16 protein-coding genes, 4 pseudogenes and 1 riboswitch are annotated in these 19,417 nt (G+C 49.8%); of the genes and pseudogenes, 18 read left to right on the top strand and 2 right to left on the bottom strand.

Annotated elements, in window-relative coordinates; genetic code table 11:
• Positions 1 to 78: 78 nt before the first annotated feature.
• The gene (locus tag PVOR_RS24460) at positions 79 to 1,305 is read right to left on the bottom strand and encodes an NAD(P)/FAD-dependent oxidoreductase (RefSeq protein WP_006212221.1); all 1,227 of its coding nucleotides are present in this window, start codon (positions 1,303 to 1,305) and stop codon (positions 79 to 81) included.
• A gap of 138 nt (positions 1,306 to 1,443) precedes the next feature.
• Here PVOR_RS24460 and PVOR_RS24455 point away from each other — a divergent pair, with 138 nt between their 5' ends.
• From PVOR_RS24455 to PVOR_RS24395, 13 genes and pseudogenes are all read left to right on the top strand, one after another.
• Positions 1,444 to 1,680 (top strand): hypothetical protein, encoded by a 237-nt coding sequence (locus PVOR_RS24455; RefSeq protein ID WP_006212220.1) that lies wholly within the window; start codon positions 1,444 to 1,446, stop codon positions 1,678 to 1,680.
• 50 nt (positions 1,681 to 1,730) lie between these two features.
• On the top strand, positions 1,731 to 2,117 hold the full coding sequence (locus PVOR_RS24450) for a spore coat protein (protein WP_006212219.1): 387 nt from the start codon (positions 1,731 to 1,733) through the stop codon (positions 2,115 to 2,117).
• A 189-nt stretch (positions 2,118 to 2,306) separates the two neighbouring features.
• Positions 2,307 to 2,807 (top strand): Lrp/AsnC family transcriptional regulator, encoded by a 501-nt coding sequence (locus PVOR_RS24445; protein ID WP_006212218.1) that lies wholly within the window; start codon positions 2,307 to 2,309, stop codon positions 2,805 to 2,807.
• Between the two features lie 14 nt (positions 2,808 to 2,821).
• A pseudogene (locus tag PVOR_RS24440) lies at positions 2,822 to 4,028 on the top strand (aminotransferase class I/II-fold pyridoxal phosphate-dependent enzyme).
• A gap of 118 nt (positions 4,029 to 4,146) precedes the next feature.
• A complete protein-coding gene (locus tag PVOR_RS24435; RefSeq protein WP_006212217.1) occupies positions 4,147 to 4,410 on the top strand; it encodes an aspartyl-phosphate phosphatase Spo0E family protein in 264 nt (87 codons plus the stop codon).
• Positions 4,411 to 4,647: 237 nt separating this feature from the next.
• A complete protein-coding gene (locus tag PVOR_RS24430) occupies positions 4,648 to 5,208 on the top strand; it encodes a cob(I)yrinic acid a,c-diamide adenosyltransferase (RefSeq protein WP_006212216.1) in 561 nt (186 codons plus the stop codon).
• Between the two features lie 3 nt (positions 5,209 to 5,211).
• Positions 5,212 to 6,288: an RluA family pseudouridine synthase gene (locus PVOR_RS24425; RefSeq protein WP_006212215.1), complete on the top strand. Its 1,077-nt coding sequence runs from the start codon at positions 5,212 to 5,214 to the stop codon at positions 6,286 to 6,288.
• Positions 6,285 to 6,647, top strand: a pseudogene (locus PVOR_RS24420) (arsenate reductase family protein). Before PVOR_RS24425 ends, PVOR_RS24420 begins: the two are co-directional and overlap by 4 nt.
• Before the next feature lie 337 nt (positions 6,648 to 6,984).
• A complete protein-coding gene (locus tag PVOR_RS24415; RefSeq protein ID WP_152826688.1) occupies positions 6,985 to 7,833 on the top strand; it encodes a 5'-3' exonuclease in 849 nt (282 codons plus the stop codon).
• A gap of 2 nt (positions 7,834 to 7,835) precedes the next feature.
• Positions 7,836 to 8,675 carry a molybdate ABC transporter substrate-binding protein gene (modA, locus tag PVOR_RS24410; RefSeq protein ID WP_006212213.1) on the top strand — a complete coding sequence of 280 codons (840 nt, stop codon included), beginning with the start codon at positions 7,836 to 7,838 and terminating at the stop codon, positions 8,673 to 8,675.
• Complete coding sequence (modB, locus tag PVOR_RS24405; protein ID WP_006212212.1) at positions 8,672 to 9,355, top strand: molybdate ABC transporter permease subunit; 684 nt, start codon at positions 8,672 to 8,674, stop codon at positions 9,353 to 9,355. Before modA ends, modB begins: the two co-directional genes overlap by 4 nt.
• Before the next feature lie 94 nt (positions 9,356 to 9,449).
• Positions 9,450 to 10,332: pseudogene (locus PVOR_RS24400) on the top strand (ROK family protein).
• Positions 10,333 to 10,532: 200 nt separating this feature from the next.
• Complete coding sequence (locus tag PVOR_RS24395) at positions 10,533 to 11,546, top strand: HRDC domain-containing protein (RefSeq protein WP_006212211.1); 1,014 nt, start codon at positions 10,533 to 10,535, stop codon at positions 11,544 to 11,546.
• A 73-nt stretch (positions 11,547 to 11,619) separates the two neighbouring features.
• Here PVOR_RS24395 and corA read toward each other — a convergent pair whose 3' ends face one another.
• Positions 11,620 to 12,555: a magnesium/cobalt transporter CorA gene (corA, locus tag PVOR_RS24390; RefSeq protein ID WP_006212209.1), complete on the bottom strand. Its 936-nt coding sequence runs from the start codon at positions 12,553 to 12,555 to the stop codon at positions 11,620 to 11,622.
• A 442-nt stretch (positions 12,556 to 12,997) separates the two neighbouring features.
• A riboswitch (SAM riboswitch) is annotated at positions 12,998 to 13,126 on the top strand.
• Between the two features lie 132 nt (positions 13,127 to 13,258).
• Between corA and metA the strand changes: the two genes are divergently transcribed.
• The 5 genes and pseudogenes from metA to PVOR_RS24365 all read left to right on the top strand — a co-directional run bounded on the left by metA (position 13,259) and on the right by PVOR_RS24365 (position 18,989).
• On the top strand, positions 13,259 to 14,176 hold the full coding sequence (metA, locus tag PVOR_RS24385) for a homoserine O-acetyltransferase MetA (RefSeq protein WP_006212207.1): 918 nt from the start codon (positions 13,259 to 13,261) through the stop codon (positions 14,174 to 14,176).
• A 24-nt stretch (positions 14,177 to 14,200) separates the two neighbouring features.
• Positions 14,201 to 15,386 (top strand): annotated as a pseudogene (locus PVOR_RS24380) (PLP-dependent transferase).
• Entirely contained in the window at positions 15,383 to 16,624 is a 1,242-nt protein-coding gene (locus PVOR_RS24375; RefSeq protein WP_006212205.1) for an aminotransferase class I/II-fold pyridoxal phosphate-dependent enzyme, read from the top strand. The pseudogene PVOR_RS24380 and the gene PVOR_RS24375 overlap by 4 nt, the downstream one beginning before the upstream one ends.
• A gap of 152 nt (positions 16,625 to 16,776) precedes the next feature.
• Positions 16,777 to 17,910: a cyclic dehypoxanthinyl futalosine synthase gene (gene mqnC / locus PVOR_RS24370; protein WP_006212204.1), complete on the top strand. Its 1,134-nt coding sequence runs from the start codon at positions 16,777 to 16,779 to the stop codon at positions 17,908 to 17,910.
• A gap of 173 nt (positions 17,911 to 18,083) precedes the next feature.
• Entirely contained in the window at positions 18,084 to 18,989 is a 906-nt protein-coding gene (locus tag PVOR_RS24365; RefSeq protein ID WP_006212203.1) for a putative sporulation protein YtxC, read from the top strand.
• Positions 18,990 to 19,417 lie beyond the last annotated feature (428 nt).

The following is a 19,417-nucleotide window of genomic DNA, read 5'->3' as shown; positions in this document are numbered from 1 at the left end:
ACGCCACCACATTACACATGCGAAGAGGGTATCTCCAGGGCACGCTGGCAGGCCCTAAATGGAGTTACCCTCTTTATTCTAAATTATCTTCAGGTCAATCGGACGTGTTAAGGAGAACCATTTCAATTCCTCGGGCTCACGACCGGCAATCGTCTCAGCCAGCAAATCGGCAGCAATCATGCTGTAAACCGTTCCATTGCCTCCGTACACCTCGATAAAGTAACTGTGCGGATATTTGGGGTGCTTGCCAATCAGGGGAATGCCATCCTTGGTTGAGGCGAACACACCAGCCCAGCTGCAGGCAATTCTTAAGTCAGCCAGATGGGGAAAAAGCTGCTGTATCTCGTCCAATAGCCTCCGGCCTCTGACCTCGGCGTACTCTTCAGGCTTACCTGAAGGAGGAAGCGCTTCGTCCAAGCCCCCGGCAATGATCCGCTGATCCGGCGTTGTGCGGAAATAGAGATAGGGGCGATTCGTTTCCCACAAGAAAGATCGTTCATGCCATGAGGACAGATCGGCGACAGGTTCCGTGAGAATGGCGTAGGTGTTTAGCAGTTCAGCGTTATGATCCGGTTTCCATTCCTGAATAGTATACCCTGTGGCCCAGATTACTTTTTGGGCCAGAACGCTCCCCTGATCTGTAATTACGGTGACGTCGCTGTCCGTGTACCGGGTATCCGTCACTTCACTGTTTTCGTATATCCGAAGCCCATCCTGACTGGCATCCTGCAGAAGATGATGTCCGAGGCGGTAGGGATCTACTTCGGCGTCACCATGCGTATAGATGGCTGCTTCTTTCGAAAATGGAAAATGAGCCTTTATATCATCGCGGTTCCAATACTCCACGTCAAAGCCTCTTCGTTTCAGCAGATCATATTCATGCCGAAGCATGCCGACGTCTTGGGGAGTACTGGCATAATAGAGGCTGCTCCGGGGAATCAGGCCGGAGTCTCTGGAGAGGCTGTTTGCGATATCGGTAAGCCTGCGAACCGCATGGCTGCACATTTTGTAGAAGGAAGTGCCGCGATGGTCATCGAACTGACGAATCAGATCCGTCAGGGTACAATCGTTGGAAAATTGCAATAGCCCCGTATTGGCAGAGGTGCTGCCTCCACAGACGCGTCTTTTTTCCAGCAGAATGGTGTCCACGCCCTGCTTGTTCAGGACGTAGGCCATTAGTGCACCACTAATGCCTCCGCCAATGACGAGAACATCACACTTCATCTGCTCGGTAAGTGGAGGGTATTTCTTTACGGGTTCGGTATTTAAAAACTTCCATGGTGTTGTTCCGCCTGTCAGCAACATGACCCTATACCTCCTCATTATCACAACCATTTTAATTTGGACGTTCATTCTGTATTTCATGACAGCTTACAACATAGATTTCTGTAAAGGTGGCATACTAGTTCCTGTGCAATCTAAATGGAAAGGGGAAATAACCGTATGACACCGAATCAACAATTACAGCCTCTAACCTCTAAAGAATTGGATTATATTGCGGACTGCATCTCCAACGAGACGATGCTGGCCAAGCATTGCGCTGCAACAGCGGCAGCCAGTCAGAATCCGGCCATTCAGCAAGCGCTCCTTGGATTCGTAAGCCGGCATGAACAGCATCTGGATACTTTGGTGAACTCTCTGCAGAGCCACATCCAAGTCGCACCGACCCAACCTCAATAAGTGATGCCCTTTGTAGCGAAGAAGTTAAATTGTTAAAGGAGGAACTACCTATGGCAACAACAAACGGATCTTCATTCCTGCCGGAACAAGATATGCTGGACCCTATCCTGGGCGAGCTGAAACGGACCGTTCGAGAGTACACGACAGCAACGACAGAGTCCTCCTGTCCTGTTGTCCGTCAGATGTTTACGGATTTAACCGCAGATACGCTGAAGCTTCAGGGTGAGTTTTATACGATGATGAAGCAGCAGAACATGTATACGTCGGGCCCATACGCATTGAAATATGATGTGGACAAGCAGCATAAGCAAGCACAGCAGTCCATACAGAAGGCCCATGATACCATTAATCAGAAGACTGCAGGCATGGGTACTTTCTCACATAGTCCCAATGTTGCCAGCCATGCAACAAACGTACCGCCTACATCTTATATGTAACCCACTATTCCATTGCTAACTCAACTATGAAGCCGATCGCATTCGCAGCACCCGCTGCAGGCATGCATCGGTTTTTTTCTTTTGCACATCCCGTGTAAGTTATTGTAATATAAGTATTAATCTCTGTTCCGAAGAACCTGAGGATGGATTATGAACGGTTATTCGGAATAAGTGCTGGAGGATACGTATATGGAAGAGCTAAGCGAATTGAAACTGAAGGTGCTTGACCTGCTGAAAGAGGACGCGAGAAGATCGCCAGCTCTGCTCTCTACTCTTCTGGGTGTAGATGAGGAAGAAGTAAAGACCTCCATTGCGGAGCTTGAACGAGATCACGTGATCGTTAAGTATGCGACCGTTGTCAATTGGGGCAAGGTTGAGGACGAGAAGGTAACGGCGCTGATCGAGGTTCAAATTACACCTGAGCGCGGCAGAGGCTTTGAAGGAATTGCAGAACGGATTTATTTGTTTCCTCAAGTGAAATCGGTCTATCTTATGTCTGGAGCCTACGATCTGCTGGTCGAGGTGGAAGGCGCGAGTTTGCGTGAAGTGGCTAATTTTGTTTCTGAGAAACTGTCGCCTATTGATTCGGTATTATCGACCAAAACGAATTTCATTTTGAAAAAATATAAACAAGACGGGATTATTTTTGAAGAACGTCAAGAAGACAATCGTCTCCTGATCTCGCCGTAAAGGAAGCGTGTGCTATGATTTTGAACGAACAGCAGCTTGCAGAAAATAACAGGAAATCGATGAGCTCCTATTTGGCGCCAAGTGTCAGGGATATTCAACCATCCGGAATTCGAAAATTTTTCGATCTTGTCAGCGGAAATAAAGATATTATTACGCTTGGAGTTGGCGAGCCTGATTTTGTAACACCGTGGCATGTAAGGGAAGCTTGCGTATACTCTCTGGAGAGAGGCTTTACAGGGTATACATCAAATGCCGGTATGCCCGAGCTGCGGGAGGCCATTGCGGAGTATCTGAATGACAGCTTCCAAGTCACTTACAATCCGGCTAATGAAATCATCGTTACCGTAGGCGGCAGTGAAGCGATCGATCTGGCCCTGCGTGCCTTGATTGTTCCCGGCGATGAAATCCTCATTCCCGAGCCTTGCTACATCTCATACTCGCCGATTGCTTCAATCGGCGGCGGGGTGCCGGTTGGCATTGAAACCACGGCCGAACATCAATTTAAGCTGACGGCAGAGGCGCTGGAAGCGCAAATCACACCCAAATCCAAGATCCTGATTCTATGTTATCCGAGCAATCCGACAGGGGCGATCATGACCTATGAGGATTGGCTTCCTATTGCGGAAGTCGTGGAAAAGCACGATTTGATTGTGATCTCCGATGAAATTTATGCTGAGCTTACGTACGAAGGCAAGCATGTCAGCTTTGCTTCTATGCCGGGCATGATGGACCGCACCATATTGGTGAGCGGCTTCTCGAAGGCATTTGCTATGACGGGCTGGCGTATGGGGTATGTGTGCGCTCATACGGATCTCATTGCCGCCATGCTGAAGATTCACCAATATACGGTGATGTGCGCACCAGCCATGGGGCAAGTCGCTGCGCTGGAAGCATTGCGTAATGGCTTGGGGGGAGAAGGATCGAATGGTTGAATCGTATAACCAGCGGCGCCGGCTCGTTGTTCAGGGGCTGCGTGAGATTGGTCTCGATTGTCATGAACCCCAAGGAGCATTCTATGCATTCCCAAGCATTAAGGGAACCGGCCTGTCCTCGGATGAGTTCGCTCAGCGATTGTTGACGGATGCAAAAGTGGCTGCTGTGCCCGGTACTGCTTTCGGTCTGGGCGGTGAGGGATTTATTCGCTGTTCCTATGCTACATCCATTGCCCAACTGAATGAAGCCATCGAGAGAATGGGCAATTTTGTGGAAAAAATAAAATAGACAAGGAAATCGTTGAACAATTTCCTTGAATTAACAAAAATTTCACTTTTCATCAGTAGAAAATATGTTATAATTTTATTTTGGGGGCAGAATTTTACTTTCCAAGGAGGGATCACCAGTGTTTTGTGATTATGAATTGTCAAACTACCGTGGTGACTTTACGGCTGAAGACAATAATCACGGTAAATGGTCAATTAAATCAGCCAAATCCACTCCTCAGGAAATTACCTTGGAAGACGAAATTCACATGCTTCGCCGGAAGATGGAACAGATTTTTTTGGAAGAGCAGTCCTTTACCTCGGAGATCGTTATCGAAATCAGCAGTTTGCTGGATTTGAAGATCAATGAATATATGAAAGCTCATCCCAAAAAGAAACTATAAATGAACTATAGTCATCAAATAAAACAAGGCTGTTCCTGAGTGAAGATCCCTCAAGGAGCAGCCTTGTTTGTATATGATTCTTCTCTAAGTGATATGAGAATACTCTCCTGAAATGATGGAGGGACTTGTGCAGACGGTTTACAGTGGGAGCGCTATCCGAATTATGCTATAGTGGAGCATAAATAGGGGAACCAAGTGTTCGTTGAAGTGATAGAATGCTGAATGGAGGAAGATGTGATGAAGGTTTACACAAGAACAGGAGATGCCGGAGAGACCTCGATTATTGGCGGCCGGGTGCCCAAGGATGATCCACGTATCGAAGCTTACGGCACCATAGATGAATTAAACAGTTTTGTTGGCCAGGCCGTCTTTCTGGCGCAGGAGGTGGATTTTGATGAGCTGTATCTTCAGCTTATGCGAATTCAGCACGAACTGTTTGATTGCGGGTCCGACCTGGCGTATGCGAGACCTCGCGAGGATAAGCTTAAGGTAAGTGCAGAGCTTGTCGATAATCTGGAGACCTGGCTTGATGCATTTGAAGAAAAAAATCCACCGCTCGAACGCTTTATATTACCGGGTGGAAGTGCGCTGTCATCTTCGCTTCATGTATGCCGCACGGTATGCCGCCGTGCTGAGCGGCTGACCGTTACGCTGCAGCGAACCACCGAGATCAACCCGGAGGTCCGCCGCTACCTGAACCGGTTATCCGATTATTTCTTTGTCACTGCACGGGCAGCCAACGCGTTTTCAGGAATCAAGGATGTTGAATATGAGCGCAGCGGGAAGGTGTTCCGTTAATCCATGGATTTGTATTATCCGCCAATCAGCTATGTCGTGTCTGAACGTGAAGATGGCATGCTGCTCAAGACTATTATGCAAAAACGAATGGGGGTATCCCGCAAGCTGATTTCTCGTCTCAAGTTGACGGAGCAGGGCATTATGCTGAACGGAACCCGCGTATATATAAGTGCTAAAGTGCAGACCGGCGATATAATTGAGATTCGTATGGAGCAGGAGCGATCAGACGACATGCTGCCTCAGCCGATGGAGCTGGATATTCTGTATGAGGACGGGCATTTGCTCGTGCTGAACAAACCTGCTGGGATCATTGTTCATCCCACAAAGGGACATTACACGGATACATTGGCAAACGGAGTTGTTCACTATTGGCTGGAGCAGGGCTGGAATTATCGGTTCCGGGCTGTTCACAGGCTGGATCAGGAGACTTCAGGCGTGCTGGTTGTTGCCAAGAATCCCTATGTGCACCAGCATGTCTCAGAACAGATGATAGCTGGCACCGTAGACAAGAGGTATATTGCGCTTGTTCATGGCACGCCAGCTTCACGGTCCGGTGATATTGAGGGGCCGATTGATCGGGATCCTCTAGAGCCGCATCGCCGGATCGTCACACCTGGAGGATACCCTTCTCTTACACGGTACAAGGTGTGCGAAACCTTTAAGTCCGCCTCCATGGTTGAGTTGAAGCTGGAGACGGGAAGGACACATCAAATTCGGGTACACATGCTGAGCATAGGATGTCCCTTAATTGGAGACCGGATGTATCGACATCCGGTTTATGACACACGGGTACAGAGAAATGACCAGGTCCAAACGATTGCACCGGAGGCAGCTTTAAATGGGGTCGTCCCCCGCACAGAGCTGGAAGCTGCCTCAATTCAAGAGCTGGACAGCAGCATTGGCAGGCAGGCGCTGCACGCAGCAAGCCTGACGCTGGTTCACCCGATTGAGGGAAGAACCATGGTGTTCAGTGCACCGCTGCCAGAAGATATGAAGTCCCTTAAGGCAGGTCTTGCACAAGAAGAAACCCCGGAGGGCGCTTCAATACATCATAACAACGAAGGAGAACTTAACGTATGAGCCAACTGAAAGTATATCAGTACCCGAAATGCGGAACATGTCGTAACGCTGTGAAATGGCTGCAGAATGAGGGGCACGAGCTGGAGCTTCAGAATATTTTTGAACAACCCCCGGAGAATGAAGAATTAGCTGATCTGATCGCGAAGAGCGGCCTGGAGTTGAAGTAATTTTTCAATACGAGCGGGGAAGTGTATAAGGAAATGAACCTGAAGGACAAGCTGCCGGATCTTTCCGATGAGGAGAAGATCGAACTGTTGTCCGCAAATGGAAGGCTGATTAAGCGTCCAATCGTTACTGACGGGAGAAAGGTTACCGTCGGGTTTAAACCGGAGTTATATCAGGAGGCATGGCAGAAGTAGAGTCGCGTCCGATGGACTGCACCCGGTGCCGGATTCGTCGTCAAAAGAGTGAAAAGCGGAGCGTCCTTGCGGTCATTGGCCCAGGGGACGCTTTTTCATTTATTTTACAAGAGTGGGGCCATAGTTAATCCGCAGTATGGAGGGGTGACTGGGTGCTGTGAAGCTGTGAATGGTCTGTGACAGGAAATTCAAAGAAATCCCTGTGGCAAGCCCAAGTCCTTACATGGATATGGTATAATGGCAGGGTGTATTTTAAAGAAATACCGAGAAGTTAAAGTTAGGAGCGATCATTACCGTGATACCCAATCAACAACCATCCTTACTGCTTGTAGACGGGATGGCTTTATTGTTTCGAGCGTACTATGCAACTGCCTCCAGCGGTTATATCCGCCGTACCAAGGCAGGAATTCCAACCAACGCGATTTATGGCTTCTTGCGGTATATGTGGGATGCTATCGATAAATTTCAGCCAACCCATGTAGCATGCTGCTGGGATATGGGCTCGAAAACGTTCCGTACAGAGCAGTTCGCCTCATACAAAGGGAATCGTCCGGAGGCACCGGATGATCTGATCCCTCAGTTCTCGCTAGTTCGTGATGTGACAGAATGCCTCGGAATTCCGAACCTGGGTGTCGTGGGTTATGAAGCCGATGATTGTATCGGAACGTTGGCCAGACGATACAGTGATCATATGAATGTCATGATCCTGTCGGGTGACCACGATTTGCTGCAGCTCGTAAGCGATTCGACTTCCGTTATTATCATGAAAAAGGGTCATGGCAATTACATGCACTATACACCGGAAACGCTTTATGCTGAAAAAGGTCTTACACCAAGACAGGTCATCGATGTAAAGGGACTTATGGGAGATACCAGCGACAATTACCCTGGTGTACGCGGAATTGGCGAGAAAACAGCCCTCAAGCTGATTCAGGAGTATGAATCTGTTGAAGGGATACTTGAGAATCTGGAATCGCTGGCAAAAGGGGTCCGGACCAAGATTGAAGCCGATTTGGAAATGCTGCATCTGTCCCGGGCTTTGGCCGAAATCCATTGTGAGGTTCCAATGGAATGTGAGCTGGATTTATGCCTTTTGAATGTTGATCACGAACGTGCACTAACCAAGCTGGAAGAGCTTGAGATGAAGAGCCTTGGTCATCTGTTTGGGGTGGCGGTGGTCTCCTAGCCATGAGCGGTAGAACCATAATCGGAGGAAAAGCATGCATAACCTGGGTTCTGCTCGGGGTCATGCTCTTCTTGTCGGCATGCAGCTCGAGTCAGACTCCTTCCAAGGAAGCATCTCCAGAGCCCACAGGGGATGAGAAGAAGGTCGAGGTCATCATCTCTGCAGCAGCAAGTCTCAAAGCTAGCTTGGAAGAGGCAGGACAACGGTTTGAAGCAGAGCATCCGAATGTTACACTGCGTTACAATTTTGGCGGTTCCGGCGCTCTGGGTCAGCAAATGGAGCAGGGGGCGCCTGTCGATTTATTCGTATCCGCAGCGGCAGAGCCCATGGAGCGATTGGTTGAGAAGGGAATTGTGAAATCCGAAGCTGTTCAGTTGATGTTTCGGAATTCGCTTGTACTGGTAGTCCCTGCGGGTAATAAAAACATCAAGCAGCTAACGGATCTGCTCAAACCGGACATTCGTGTTCTGGCTATTGGACAGCCGGACACGGTACCAGCCGGCGAATACGCCAAGGAGACTCTCCAGCATGAAGGTTTATGGGAGGATCTTGAGTCCAAGGCCGTATATGCCAAGGACGTTACAGCGGTGCTGGCTTATGTGGAGTCGGGGAATGCGGATGCCGGTTTTGTATACAAAACCGATCTGAAGAATTCCGCCAAGGCCGTGCTGGCGCTTGAGGTGGATCCGGACATGCACCAACCAATCGAGTATCCGGGGGCGGTTCTAACAGATGCCAAGCATCCGCAGGAGGCCAAAGAGCTCCTAGAATTTATGAAAACTCCCGAGGTTAGGGAGATCTTCACAACGGCTGGATTCGAGGTTGTGGGGGAGTCGCCGTGACCGAAGCGGAAGTGTTCTGGATGCCGGTATGGCTGTCGATAAAAACCTCACTGCTGTCCAGCATCATTGCATTTATACTGGGATCAACGGCAGCACGCTGGATGGCCCGGCGCTCGTTTGTTGGCAAGACAGCGGTGGAAACGGTACTGATGCTTCCGCTTGTGCTCCCACCCACGGTGGTTGGCTTTCTTTTGCTGGTCTTATTGGGGAGAAATAGCTGGATCGGTGCCGCCGCAGAGTGGCTTTTTGCCAAGCCCATTATTTTTAGCTGGGGGGCTGCGGTGATTGCGGCCATTGTGGTTTCATTTCCGCTTGTATATCAGAGCATGCGGGTTGGCTTCGAATCCGTGGATCCGGAGCTTGAGGATTCTGCGCGCTCGGCTGGAGCCGGGGAATGGCAGGTACTTCGCTGGATTACGCTGCCGCTCGTCCGCAGGGCGGCGATTTCAGCGTTCATTCTTGCTTTTGCCAGGGGATTAGGCGAATTTGGCGCAACCTGGATGGTTGCTGGCAATATTCCGGGCGTTACGCAAACGCTGCCCACGGCGATCTACGTGGCGGTAAGCAATGGCGAGAGTCAGCTTGCCTGGGCGTGGACGGCCGTCATCATTTTGTTCTCCTGGCTCTTGCTCGCGGCTTCGGGAATAGGCAGAAGCCGCGAAGGAAGCGGGCGGACTTGACGGGAGCACAATGTTTACATATGCTTCGAATAGAGCTAGTCAACAACTAAACAGAGACAAGGCACAGCACATCGTGGAGAGGATGGAAGAATGCATGAGTTTACTTGGAGCAATTGAAGCAGGAGGAACCAAGTTCGTTTGCGGCGTGGGCACGGAGGATGGAACGGTAGTAGAGCGTGTGAGCTTTCCGACAACAACCCCTGAAGAAACCATGGCAAACGTCTTTAACTTTTTTGTCTGACAAGGATATAGAGGCGATTGGAGTCGGTTCATTCGGACCGATTGACCCGGTGAAGGGCAGCCCGACCTATGGCTGCATTACGACAACACCGAAGCCGCATTGGAGCAATTACAATATCGTGAAGGCGTTGAAGGAACGCTTTGATGTTCCTATAGGATTCGATACAGATGTAAACGGTGCAGCTCTCGGTGAGTATACCTGGGGAGCGGCTCAGGGACTGGACAGCTGTCTTTATATTACGATTGGTACTGGAGTAGGGGCAGGCGCAGTGGTTTCAGGCGAACTGATCCATGGTCTGTCACATCCGGAGATGGGACATATTTATGTGCGCCGCCACCCGGAAGACCAGTATGAAGGAACTTGCCCTTACCATGCAGACTGTTTGGAGGGTCTTGCAGCTGGTCCATCGCTCAGCAAACGCTGGGGAGTTCCAGGGGTAGAATTGACACCGGATCATCCAGCCTGGGAGATGGAAGCCCATTATCTGGCTCAAGCGCTGATGAATTATGTGCTGATCTTGTCCCCGCAGCGAATCGTGATGGGCGGAGGCGTCATGAAGCAGGAGCAGCTGCTCCCGCTGATACGTACGAAGCTCCAGGAGCTGCTGGCGGGATATGTCCAGCATCCAAGCCTTCATGATGCCATTGATCAATTCATCGTACCGCCAATGCTGGGAGATAACGCAGGTCTTTGCGGTGCCTTGGCACTGGCCAAGCTGGCGGTGGATGAAGCGTAGAGCGTTCAAGCGTAACGCTTTATTTCTTGTAAACCATGAGTGAAAAAACCTGTTGGATTACGTTACAAAATATGGTATTATAGTTTCAACAGTATAATCGTTGGAACGGGAAGCACCTTTCTTGACGCTGCGGCGGAGGAGAGGTGCTTTTTTGCGTTGTCCTATCGTTGTGCTGAATGAGTAACGGGAGGCAGTGAGGGATGTTAATTGTGTTCATGAATCAAATGAGCGGAGCGGATGAGTCGGGTCATCTCCGTTCTGCTCAAGTATGGATCGGCGAGGATGAAGGAGTATGGCGGCTCGGTTGGCGGAATATAGAGCCGGACGGTGAGGTACTCGATGACGAATGGTATGAAGGGAACTCATGGAATGAGCTGTTATGTGTGTACCGACACCGATTGGCGATGAAGCTCGGGGAAGGATTTCGGCCGCTGATCGAGGGGATATTTCATGAACCGGGAGAGAGTGCCGGCAAGAATCTGGGCGTGCAGAAGCTGCAGTGTTACAGTGAGCTGTACGGCTCGGAGGAGCTGTATACAGAACTGTGCGCCTGGCGCAGAAGGAAGGCGGCATCCGGGAGAAAAGCACCTTACTTTATTGCTAGTAATCGGGTTTTGAGACTAATCAGTGCTTTTGTTCCCCAAACGGAGGAGGAGCTGCTGCAGCTTCCTGGAATCGGGGTTAGCAAGGCCTCGGAGCACGGAGTAGAATGGTTGGAAATGACGGCAAGAATCCAGCGCACAACAACGTTTCCGCTGAATTGGGTAGACGCGCAGCTGCAGGAAGAGGTGTTCTTATCCTGGCTGTACAAGCAGAAGGAACAGAAATATAAACAGGAGCTGGATCGCTTTCGCATTCGTCGTACCGTGCTGCTTGGCATAGCCGAGGGAGTGTCGCTAACCCAGCTGGAAGAGCGTACATCGTTATCAAGGCGGGATTTGGTCGAGGAATTGGAAGGGCTCGAGAAGGAGGGCTATGACACCGAGCAGCTGCTGCAAGTAGAATTGGATGAGATTACGGATTTGGAGCAGGAGACGGTATGGAAGGCGTTCGAGGAGCTGGGCGATACGTTTCTTAAGCCGGTATTGCAGCGCGTGTATGGACAATCTCCGAATGGTGATGAGGCTGGCGGAACGGAGCGGCTGTATGAGCGGCTTCGCCTGATGCGGATTCGCTTTCGCCGGGAAGAGCCCGGGAAGGCAAAAGTCGGCTAATAGGCATTAACGAAATCAGGACGGAATCTCCTATGAGCAAGGAGGTCCGTCCTGATTATATGAATCCTATATATCATATCCAGTCTTTTTTGCGGAACAAATAGAACATGAGAGCGCCGGCAAATACCATGATGCCGATAACAACATAATACGAATATTTCCAATGAAGTTCAGGCATATAGTCAAAGTTCATACCATAAATGCCCGTAATCAGCGTTAGTGGAATGAAGATGGTTGTAATGGCCGTGAACACACGCATAATTTCATTCGCCCGATTGGCGATACTGGATTGGTAAGCCTCGCGAAGGTTACCCATGAGATCCCGATAGGTCTCAAACGTTTCTGAAATTTTAACGGCATTCTCATAGATGTCACTGAAATATTTCTGCAGTTGGTCATCGATTAGCCGGAGATCCTTTTTGTTCAAGGTGTTGATAACTTCCTTCTGAGGTCCAAGGACTTTTTTTAGCCACAGGATTTCACTGCGCAGGCCGATGATTTCACTGAGATGAGATTTCTTGGTATGCATGAGGATGTCTTCCTCCAGCTTCTCGATCCGTGCTTCAATGCGGTCCCCGACAGAGAAATAATTGTCTGTGACGAGGTCGATCAACAGATAGAGGAAACGGTCAGGCGTGCTAACCTCATCCTCCCAAAGGAGCGGCTTCACCGAACGGAGTTCATGAATCTTCTGCTTGGTTACCGTAATAATAAAATGTCTGCCCAGGAAAACGTTTAATGCCCGAAGAAAAATTTCCTCGTCGTCAAACCGGATGCTGTTCACGACGATAAAATAATGGTTCTCATATATTTCGATTTTGGGACGCTGTTCCTCTTCACTGAGACAGTCCTCAACTGCAAGATCATGCAGGGAGAAGAGGGGCTGCAGCTCGGCTAAATCATCCACGTCTGCATCCAGCCAGTAGAAGCCGCTGGCCGGAGCTGTCAGCGTCATTTCGATGTCTTCAACAGGGGTAAATACACCCGAATCGACCAACCGGATTTTCATCTGATATCACTCCTTTGTCAATTACAAGCTGCTTGGTTAAGCAGTAAAGGCACAGGATATCAGCTAACCGGCGTACAGGCATAATCTAAGGAAGGGATGAATACGATAAAAGCGCATGAAAAATAACGCTGCCCTCTGCCGGTAAGCTGATCTTAATCCTATGCGGTTGTGCGTCTTGTGCATCCACTTTCTGGCTCGGGTCACCGTCCATCTTCCATGTCACCTCTTTCATACTCGGTTTCAAACAGCACTTGTCTAGTATAACGCCGGGTGTGGGACCTTTCAAGTTGAAATCCGGCGTATGCAAGACCCTAGTACAGGGTATGGGAGCCCACGGTGAAGTGTGACGGATTAAACGAAAAGGTTCTTGACGAACAATTGCGGATGATTTAAAGTAAATATCAATTACGAACCATGTTTGAAGACAATTGAATAAAGCGAAATCTTATCAAGAGCAGGTGGAGGGACTAGCCCTATGAAACCCGGCAACCGGCGGCAACATCGCACGGTGCTAATTCTTGCAGGAGATACGACGATTCTTATGAGCCGCGTATAGCCTGACAGATGAGAGAGGCGCATTGTGATACGTATATGATGACCTTTCTCTACTTGAGAAAGGTCATTCTTGCGTTTATACAGTCTAACGCTCTTTCTCACAGCTTAAATGGATGTATCATTTCACAATTTGAAGGAGTGAGCCCTTATGCCAATTAAAATTCCGGATGCCTTGCCGGCAAAGGAAGTTCTGGCTGGAGAAAACATTTTTGTAATGGATGAAAGCCATGCCTTTCACCAGGATATCCGCCCATTGCGGATAGCTATTCTGAATTTGATGCCTACCAAGGAAACCACGGAGACGCAATTGCTACGATTGATCGGTAACTCCCCTCTTCAGGTGGACGTTGTGCTTCTTCATCCCAGCTCCCACGTTTCGAAGAACACGTCGGCAGAGCATCTTGAATCCTTTTACAAAACCTTTGAGGAAGTGAAGAACCGCCGTTTTGACGGCATGATCATTACAGGAGCCCCGGTGGAGCAGTTGGAATTTGAAGAAGTAAATTACTGGAATGAGCTCACCGAGATTTTTGAATGGAGCAAGACGCATGTGACTTCCACGCTGCACATCTGCTGGGCGTCTCAGGCAGGGCTTTATTATCATTACGGTGTGCCCAAGTACAGCCTGGAGGAAAAATGCTTTGGCGTATTCCCTCATACGATTAATGAGGCGTGTACCAAGCTTCTTCGCGGCTTTGACGAATTGTTCTTTGTTCCGCACTCCCGTCATACGGAATTTCGGCGCGAGGACATTACAGGGATTGACGATCTGGTCATCCTGTCCGAGTCGGAGGAAGCAGGAATCTACTTGGTTTCAAGCCGGGACGGAAAACAGATTTTTGCCACAGGACATTCCGAGTATGATGCAGACTCTCTGAAGTGGGAATATGACCGCGATGCTGCCAAAGGATTGGACATTGCCCTGCCGCGCAATTATTACCCGAATGATGATCCAACCAGAACGCCTCCATCCATATGGCGTGCGCATGCAAATTTATTATTTACTAATTGGCTCAATTACTATGTATATCAAGAAACGCCATACGATATTGGTCCGCAAATATAGCAGCGTACAGGAGGAGAGTAAGTGATGGAGAAGAAACCATTAAGTATAGAGAGCCGGCTGGCACAGATCGGATCGGTGCAGGAGCCGGTGACAGGTGCAGTTACATTTCCGATATATCAAGCGACGGCCTACCGTCATCCGAAATTAGGGCAGAGCACGGGTTTTGATTATGCCCGCACGAAAAATCCCACCCGATCGGTATTGGAGGATGCCTGCGCAGAGCTGGAATCCGGTGATGCCGGATTTGCATGCAGCTCAGGCATGGCTGCGCTGCAGACGATATTTTCCCTTTTCGGTCAGGGGGATCATCTGATTGTTTCGCTGGATCTGTATGGAGGAACGTACCGGCTGTTAGAGCGGATTATGTCCAAGTTCGGCGTAACGGCGACCTATGTGGATACGAATGACATGGATGCACTGGAGCGGTCCAGGCAGTCAAACACGAAGGCTGTGTTTATCGAGACACCGACCAATCCGCTTATGATGATTACGGATATCGAAGCTGTCTGTACATGGGCAAGACATCATCAGCTCATCAGCATCGTGGATAATACACTGTTAACTCCATACTTCCAAAGACCGATTGAGCTTGGGGCAGATATCGTCATACATAGTGCCACCAAGTATTTGGGAGGACATAATGATGTGCTGGCCGGCATTATCGTAACGAAAGGCAAAGAGTTATCTGAGGAGATGGCTTTCCTGCACAATTCCATTGGTGCGGTATTAAGCCCGTCTGATTCTTACCAGCTGATGAGGGGAATGAAGACACTTGCGCTTCGGATGGAGCGGCATGAAAGTAATGCAACTGCGCTTGCTACATTCTTGACCACACACCCTGCGATTGGCGAAGTGTTTTATCCTGCACTGCCGGATCATCCGGGGCATGACATACAGAATCGTCAATCCAGCGGCAACACGGGCATCTTCTCGTTTAAGGTGAAAGACGCCCGCTATGTAGAGCCTGTGCTAAGACATATTACACTGATTGCGTTTGCCGAAAGTCTGGGCGGTGTGGAATCGTTGATGACGTACCCGGCCGTCCAGACTCATGCGGATATCCCGATTGAGATTCGCGAGGCTATCGGTGTAGATGACCGTTTGCTGAGGTTCTCGGTTGGCATTGAGCATGCGGAGGATTTGATCGCTGATCTGGATGCTGCCCTGAACGACAGCCATGGCTGAAGTGGAAGGGAGCACCGGAGAATGAGTATCAATAAAGGTCCATCAGGATTGGAGTCACAAGTCAACGGCAACAGCTTGCCGGGAAAAAAAGGTCGCGAAGGCGATGAGCTCCGATTTGAAACCAAATTGCTTCATTTCGGCGGAGAGATCGACCGGGCAACCGGTGCATCGAGTGTTCCGATATATCAAGCCTCCACGTTTCACCATGAGGATATTTTCAACCCGCCGCTGCATGATTACAGCCGTTCCGGCAATCCGACGAGACAGGCTTTGGAGGATTATATCGCCCTCCTGGAGGGAGGCGCGCGCGGCTTTGCCTACGCTTCCGGCATGGCGGCAATTTCCAGCTCATTCATGCTGCTATCTGCCGGCGATCATATGATTGTAACGGAGGATGTCTATGGCGGAACCTACCGCCTGCTGACCAGCATTCTGAGCCGTATGGGCATCGAGAGCACTTTTGTTGACATGACGGATTTGGATCAGGTGAAGGCGGCGCTCAAACCGAACACAAAAGCTGTGTATATGGAAACACCTTCGAACCCGACGCTGAAGATTACCGACATCGGTGCAGTGACGGATTGGGCGAAGGAGCATGGTCTGCTCACCCTGCTGGATAATACGTTCATGACTCCGTTTTACCAGCGTCCGATCGAGTTTGGCGTGGATATTGTCATCCACAGCGCCACCAAATTCCTTGGCGGGCACAGTGATGTGCTGGCAGGTCTCGCTGTTGCGAGAACACAGGAATTGGGAGACCAATTGAAGCAGCTGCAAAATGGTCTGGGCACCGTGCTTGGCGTTCAGGATTCCTGGCTGCTGATGCGAGGAATGAAAACCCTCAGCACGCGCATGGCTCATTCGGAGCAAAGTGCAGCCAAGCTGGCAGCCTGGCTGCAAGGCAGAAGCGACATTAAGCAAGTGTATTATCCCGGCCTGCTGAGCCATCCTGGTCGGGAAGTGCACGAGAAGCAGTCCAGCGGTTATGGCGCGGTGATCTCCTTCGATGTCGGCTCGGGCGAGCGGGCGAAGGAGGTGCTGAACCATGTGAAGCTGCCGCTTGTAGCGGTGAGTCTGGGTGCTGTGGAGAGCATCCTGTCGTACCCGACGATGATGTCCCATGCGGCCATGGGCGAGAAGGTTCGGCATGAACGCGGCATTACGGATGGTCTGCTTCGCTTCTCGGTCGGACTTGAGGATGTGGATGACCTGATCGCTGATCTGGATCATGCTTTTGCCGCCAGTCATGAAGTTCCAAGATGAAGTGATGAACTGAATATACGCTCTGCCAAATCATAGAATTCGGCATCCTGTCACGGACGGGATGTCGTTTTTGCTGGCGGAATGTGGTAGGATGGGATAGATGAAGTTTTACTGGTGCTTTGTAATTTTGTTCTAATAGGGAGGCTGCAAGAATGAGTGCGGTAAACCGTATTTTGGATAAAGCTTTACGCGGTGATCGTTTAGATCTGGAAGATACTGTTACGCTGTTTGAGAGTGATGAGATTGAGAAGATTGGACATGCGGCGAATGTTATGACAAAGCGTCTGCATCCCGATCCCATCACAACATTTGTTATTGGCCGGAATATTAACTACACGAACATTTGTGATGTATTCTGCCGTTTTTGTGCTTTTTACCGCAGACCCGGCTCTTCAGAGGGGTATGTTCTGCCTGATGAGACCATCTTCCAGAAGATTCAGGAAACCGAGGACGTGAACGGTACTGAAATTCTGATGCAAGGCGGAGTTAACCCGGATTTGCCTTTCACTTATTATACGGATCTGCTCCGCAACATTAAGAAGCGGTTTCCTAACATTACGATGCATTCCTTCTCGCCTGCGGAAATCATGAAGATGGTTGAGATCTCCGGGCTGACGCTGGAAGAGGTTATGCGTGAGCTTCATGCGGCTGGTCTCGACTCCTTGCCTGGCGGCGGTGCAGAAATTCTGGATGATCGTATCCGCAAAAAAGTCAGCCGTCTGAAAGGCACATGGCGCCAATGGATGGATGTTATGCAAACGGCTCATAAAGTCGGCATGAATACAACGGCTACGATGGTTATCGGTCTTGGTGAAACGATGGAAGAGCGTGCGCTGCATATGCTTCGTGTACGTGATGCGCAGGATGAATGCATTCAGAACGGTTACGATTCCAAGGGCTTCCTGGCCTTCATTCCGTTTACCTTCCAACCGGACAATACGAACCTTAAGCGTGAACGTGAAACACCGGAAGCGTATTTGAAGACAGTAGCGATCGGTCGCCTGGCCATCGACAACGTACCGAATTTGCAATCGTCCTGGGTAACGATGGGTCCTGAGGTTGGTAAGCTGTCCCTTACTTATGGCTGTAATGACTTTGGCAGCACGATGATGGAGGAGAACGTCGTATCTTCCGCAGGTGCCGTATACAAGGTCAATATTGAATCCATTATTCAATTGATCCGCGAGACCGGAAATATCCCGGCTCAGCGCAATACCCGCTATGATATTCTTCGTGTTTTTGAAGATAACAGCACCGTTGAGCGCGACTTTGTTATGCAGAACTAATCTTATACTTTCTGATTTGTTTAGGGTGGGCCGATGGATTTCGGCTCGCCTTTTTATTATGCAGACCATTTATTAGATATTCTCCGGACTTGCTTGTTTTTCCAAGCGAGAGTTCCGTATATCCCCGAGCGGGTCCCCATATACTGAAAAGGGAACTCGAAAGGAGTGATTCCATGGAACTGTTCAGCATTTCTGTCGGTACAAGGACGGAAGACGAGAAAAAGACGTTTCACCGTATATTGTCAGACAAGCAGAAAGAGCTACATAAACAATGCAAGCAGCTGAAATTCGCATTCAGCGCTTCGGATGACCGCGTTATTTGGACGTGCTCCGGCAAACTTCCGCTATCCTCATGGACCGTATCTGCCGACACGCTGCGGCGGCTCACTTCCGAAGCAGTCACTGCTTATATTATGGAAGAGAAGGAGCAGGAGATTGCTGCACGGTTGATGTTCTCGGAATTCGAGTTTGATGACGAGGAAGAAGCAGGGCGGATTCTGCAGTGGTTCCTCATGCTGCTGCAGAAGGAAGAGGGCCCGTCGGGGGACTTCTGGCAGAGCCGCAGGCGCAGGCTGTCTGAGGGCATCTATCAATGCCTTAACGAGTCACCGGAGCTTAATCTGGATGGGTTCATGACCTTCCGTCTTCAGTCCTATGAACAGGAGCTCCGCGAGATGGCGGAGTATGCAGTGGATGAATTTATGCTGGATCAGCAGTACGAGGAATTTGTGAGCCTGCTGAAATATTTTGTCTATTTCCAAGAGCCGAAAATGCCGCTGGTCCATGTGATTCATAAAGGGGATGAAGATTTTCTGCTGCTGGACGGCAATCTTCGGCCGATTGAGCGTCCTCGCGATGACGGACTTGTGATGGAGAGGCTTGATCAAGAGATGGAGATTGAGGATATGGTCGTCAGTACATTGATAGCCGTGTCACCGGCTCGAATGATTATCCACACGAGACAGCCGGAGCTTCCTGTCATTGTGACACTGGCCCATATTTTTGATAACCGTGCCGAAGTATGCTGCAGCTGTCCGGAATGCAGTGCACTTCTTGGAAGTGGTCGAATGATGACTTGACGTTTCGAAGCAGTCAGGATTATAATTACTGATAAATTCACGTAAAAGCTCTGACAAAGACATGAATCAATTCGGATTAGACCGCTCAGAGAGAGGAAACCTCGGCTGCAAATTTCCTCCGGTTCACCATTGGTTTACCCCTTTGTAGCTGTGTCGTCGAACCCGCACATCAAGATCAATGCGGATGAGTAGGCTTCACCGGTTCATGACCGTTACTTCATGCTGATGAAGGATCTTCTTGATGATGTACCAGGTACATCCATTGATGGAGAGATCGAATTAGGGTGGAACCACGGGTATAACACTCGTCCCTTCGCGGGACGGGTGTTTTTTGCATGTTCCGGCGTCTGACGGAGAGTGCACGGGTTTGTGAATCCGAGCGCTTGCTTGCGGAGGGAACTGGACTAACGCGTCCTTCATATATGGAA

It is taken from the genome of Paenibacillus vortex V453 (assembly GCF_000193415.1).
In the GTDB taxonomy this organism is placed as follows: Bacteria; Bacillota; Bacilli; order Paenibacillales; family Paenibacillaceae; genus Paenibacillus_AQ; species Paenibacillus_AQ glucanolyticus.
The sequence above is the reverse complement of the archived record's forward strand: the minus strand, read 5'-3'. Positions and strand labels throughout refer to the sequence as shown.

Excerpts from the sequence above, each read along its gene's own strand:
- PVOR_RS24460 (WP_006212221.1), bottom strand. The coding sequence starts at position 1,305 with ATGTTGCTGACAGGCGGAACAACACCATGGAAGTTTTTAAATACCGAA.
- PVOR_RS24455 (WP_006212220.1), top strand. The coding sequence starts at position 1,444 with ATGACACCGAATCAACAATTACAGCCTCTAACCTCTAAAGAATTGGAT.
- PVOR_RS24450 (WP_006212219.1), top strand. The coding sequence starts at position 1,731 with ATGGCAACAACAAACGGATCTTCATTCCTGCCGGAACAAGATATGCTG.
- PVOR_RS24445 (WP_006212218.1), top strand. The coding sequence starts at position 2,307 with ATGGAAGAGCTAAGCGAATTGAAACTGAAGGTGCTTGACCTGCTGAAA.
- PVOR_RS24430 (WP_006212216.1), top strand. The coding sequence starts at position 4,648 with ATGAAGGTTTACACAAGAACAGGAGATGCCGGAGAGACCTCGATTATT.
- PVOR_RS24425 (WP_006212215.1), top strand. The coding sequence starts at position 5,212 with ATGGATTTGTATTATCCGCCAATCAGCTATGTCGTGTCTGAACGTGAA.
- PVOR_RS24415 (WP_152826688.1), top strand. The coding sequence starts at position 6,985 with ATGGCTTTATTGTTTCGAGCGTACTATGCAACTGCCTCCAGCGGTTAT.
- modA (WP_006212213.1), top strand. The coding sequence starts at position 7,836 with ATGAGCGGTAGAACCATAATCGGAGGAAAAGCATGCATAACCTGGGTT.
- PVOR_RS24395 (WP_006212211.1), top strand. The coding sequence starts at position 10,533 with ATGTTAATTGTGTTCATGAATCAAATGAGCGGAGCGGATGAGTCGGGT.
- corA (WP_006212209.1), bottom strand. The coding sequence starts at position 12,555 with ATGAAAATCCGGTTGGTCGATTCGGGTGTATTTACCCCTGTTGAAGAC.
- metA (WP_006212207.1), top strand. The coding sequence starts at position 13,259 with ATGCCAATTAAAATTCCGGATGCCTTGCCGGCAAAGGAAGTTCTGGCT.
- PVOR_RS24375 (WP_006212205.1), top strand. The coding sequence starts at position 15,383 with ATGAGTATCAATAAAGGTCCATCAGGATTGGAGTCACAAGTCAACGGC.
- mqnC (WP_006212204.1), top strand. The coding sequence starts at position 16,777 with ATGAGTGCGGTAAACCGTATTTTGGATAAAGCTTTACGCGGTGATCGT.
- PVOR_RS24365 (WP_006212203.1), top strand. The coding sequence starts at position 18,084 with ATGGAACTGTTCAGCATTTCTGTCGGTACAAGGACGGAAGACGAGAAA.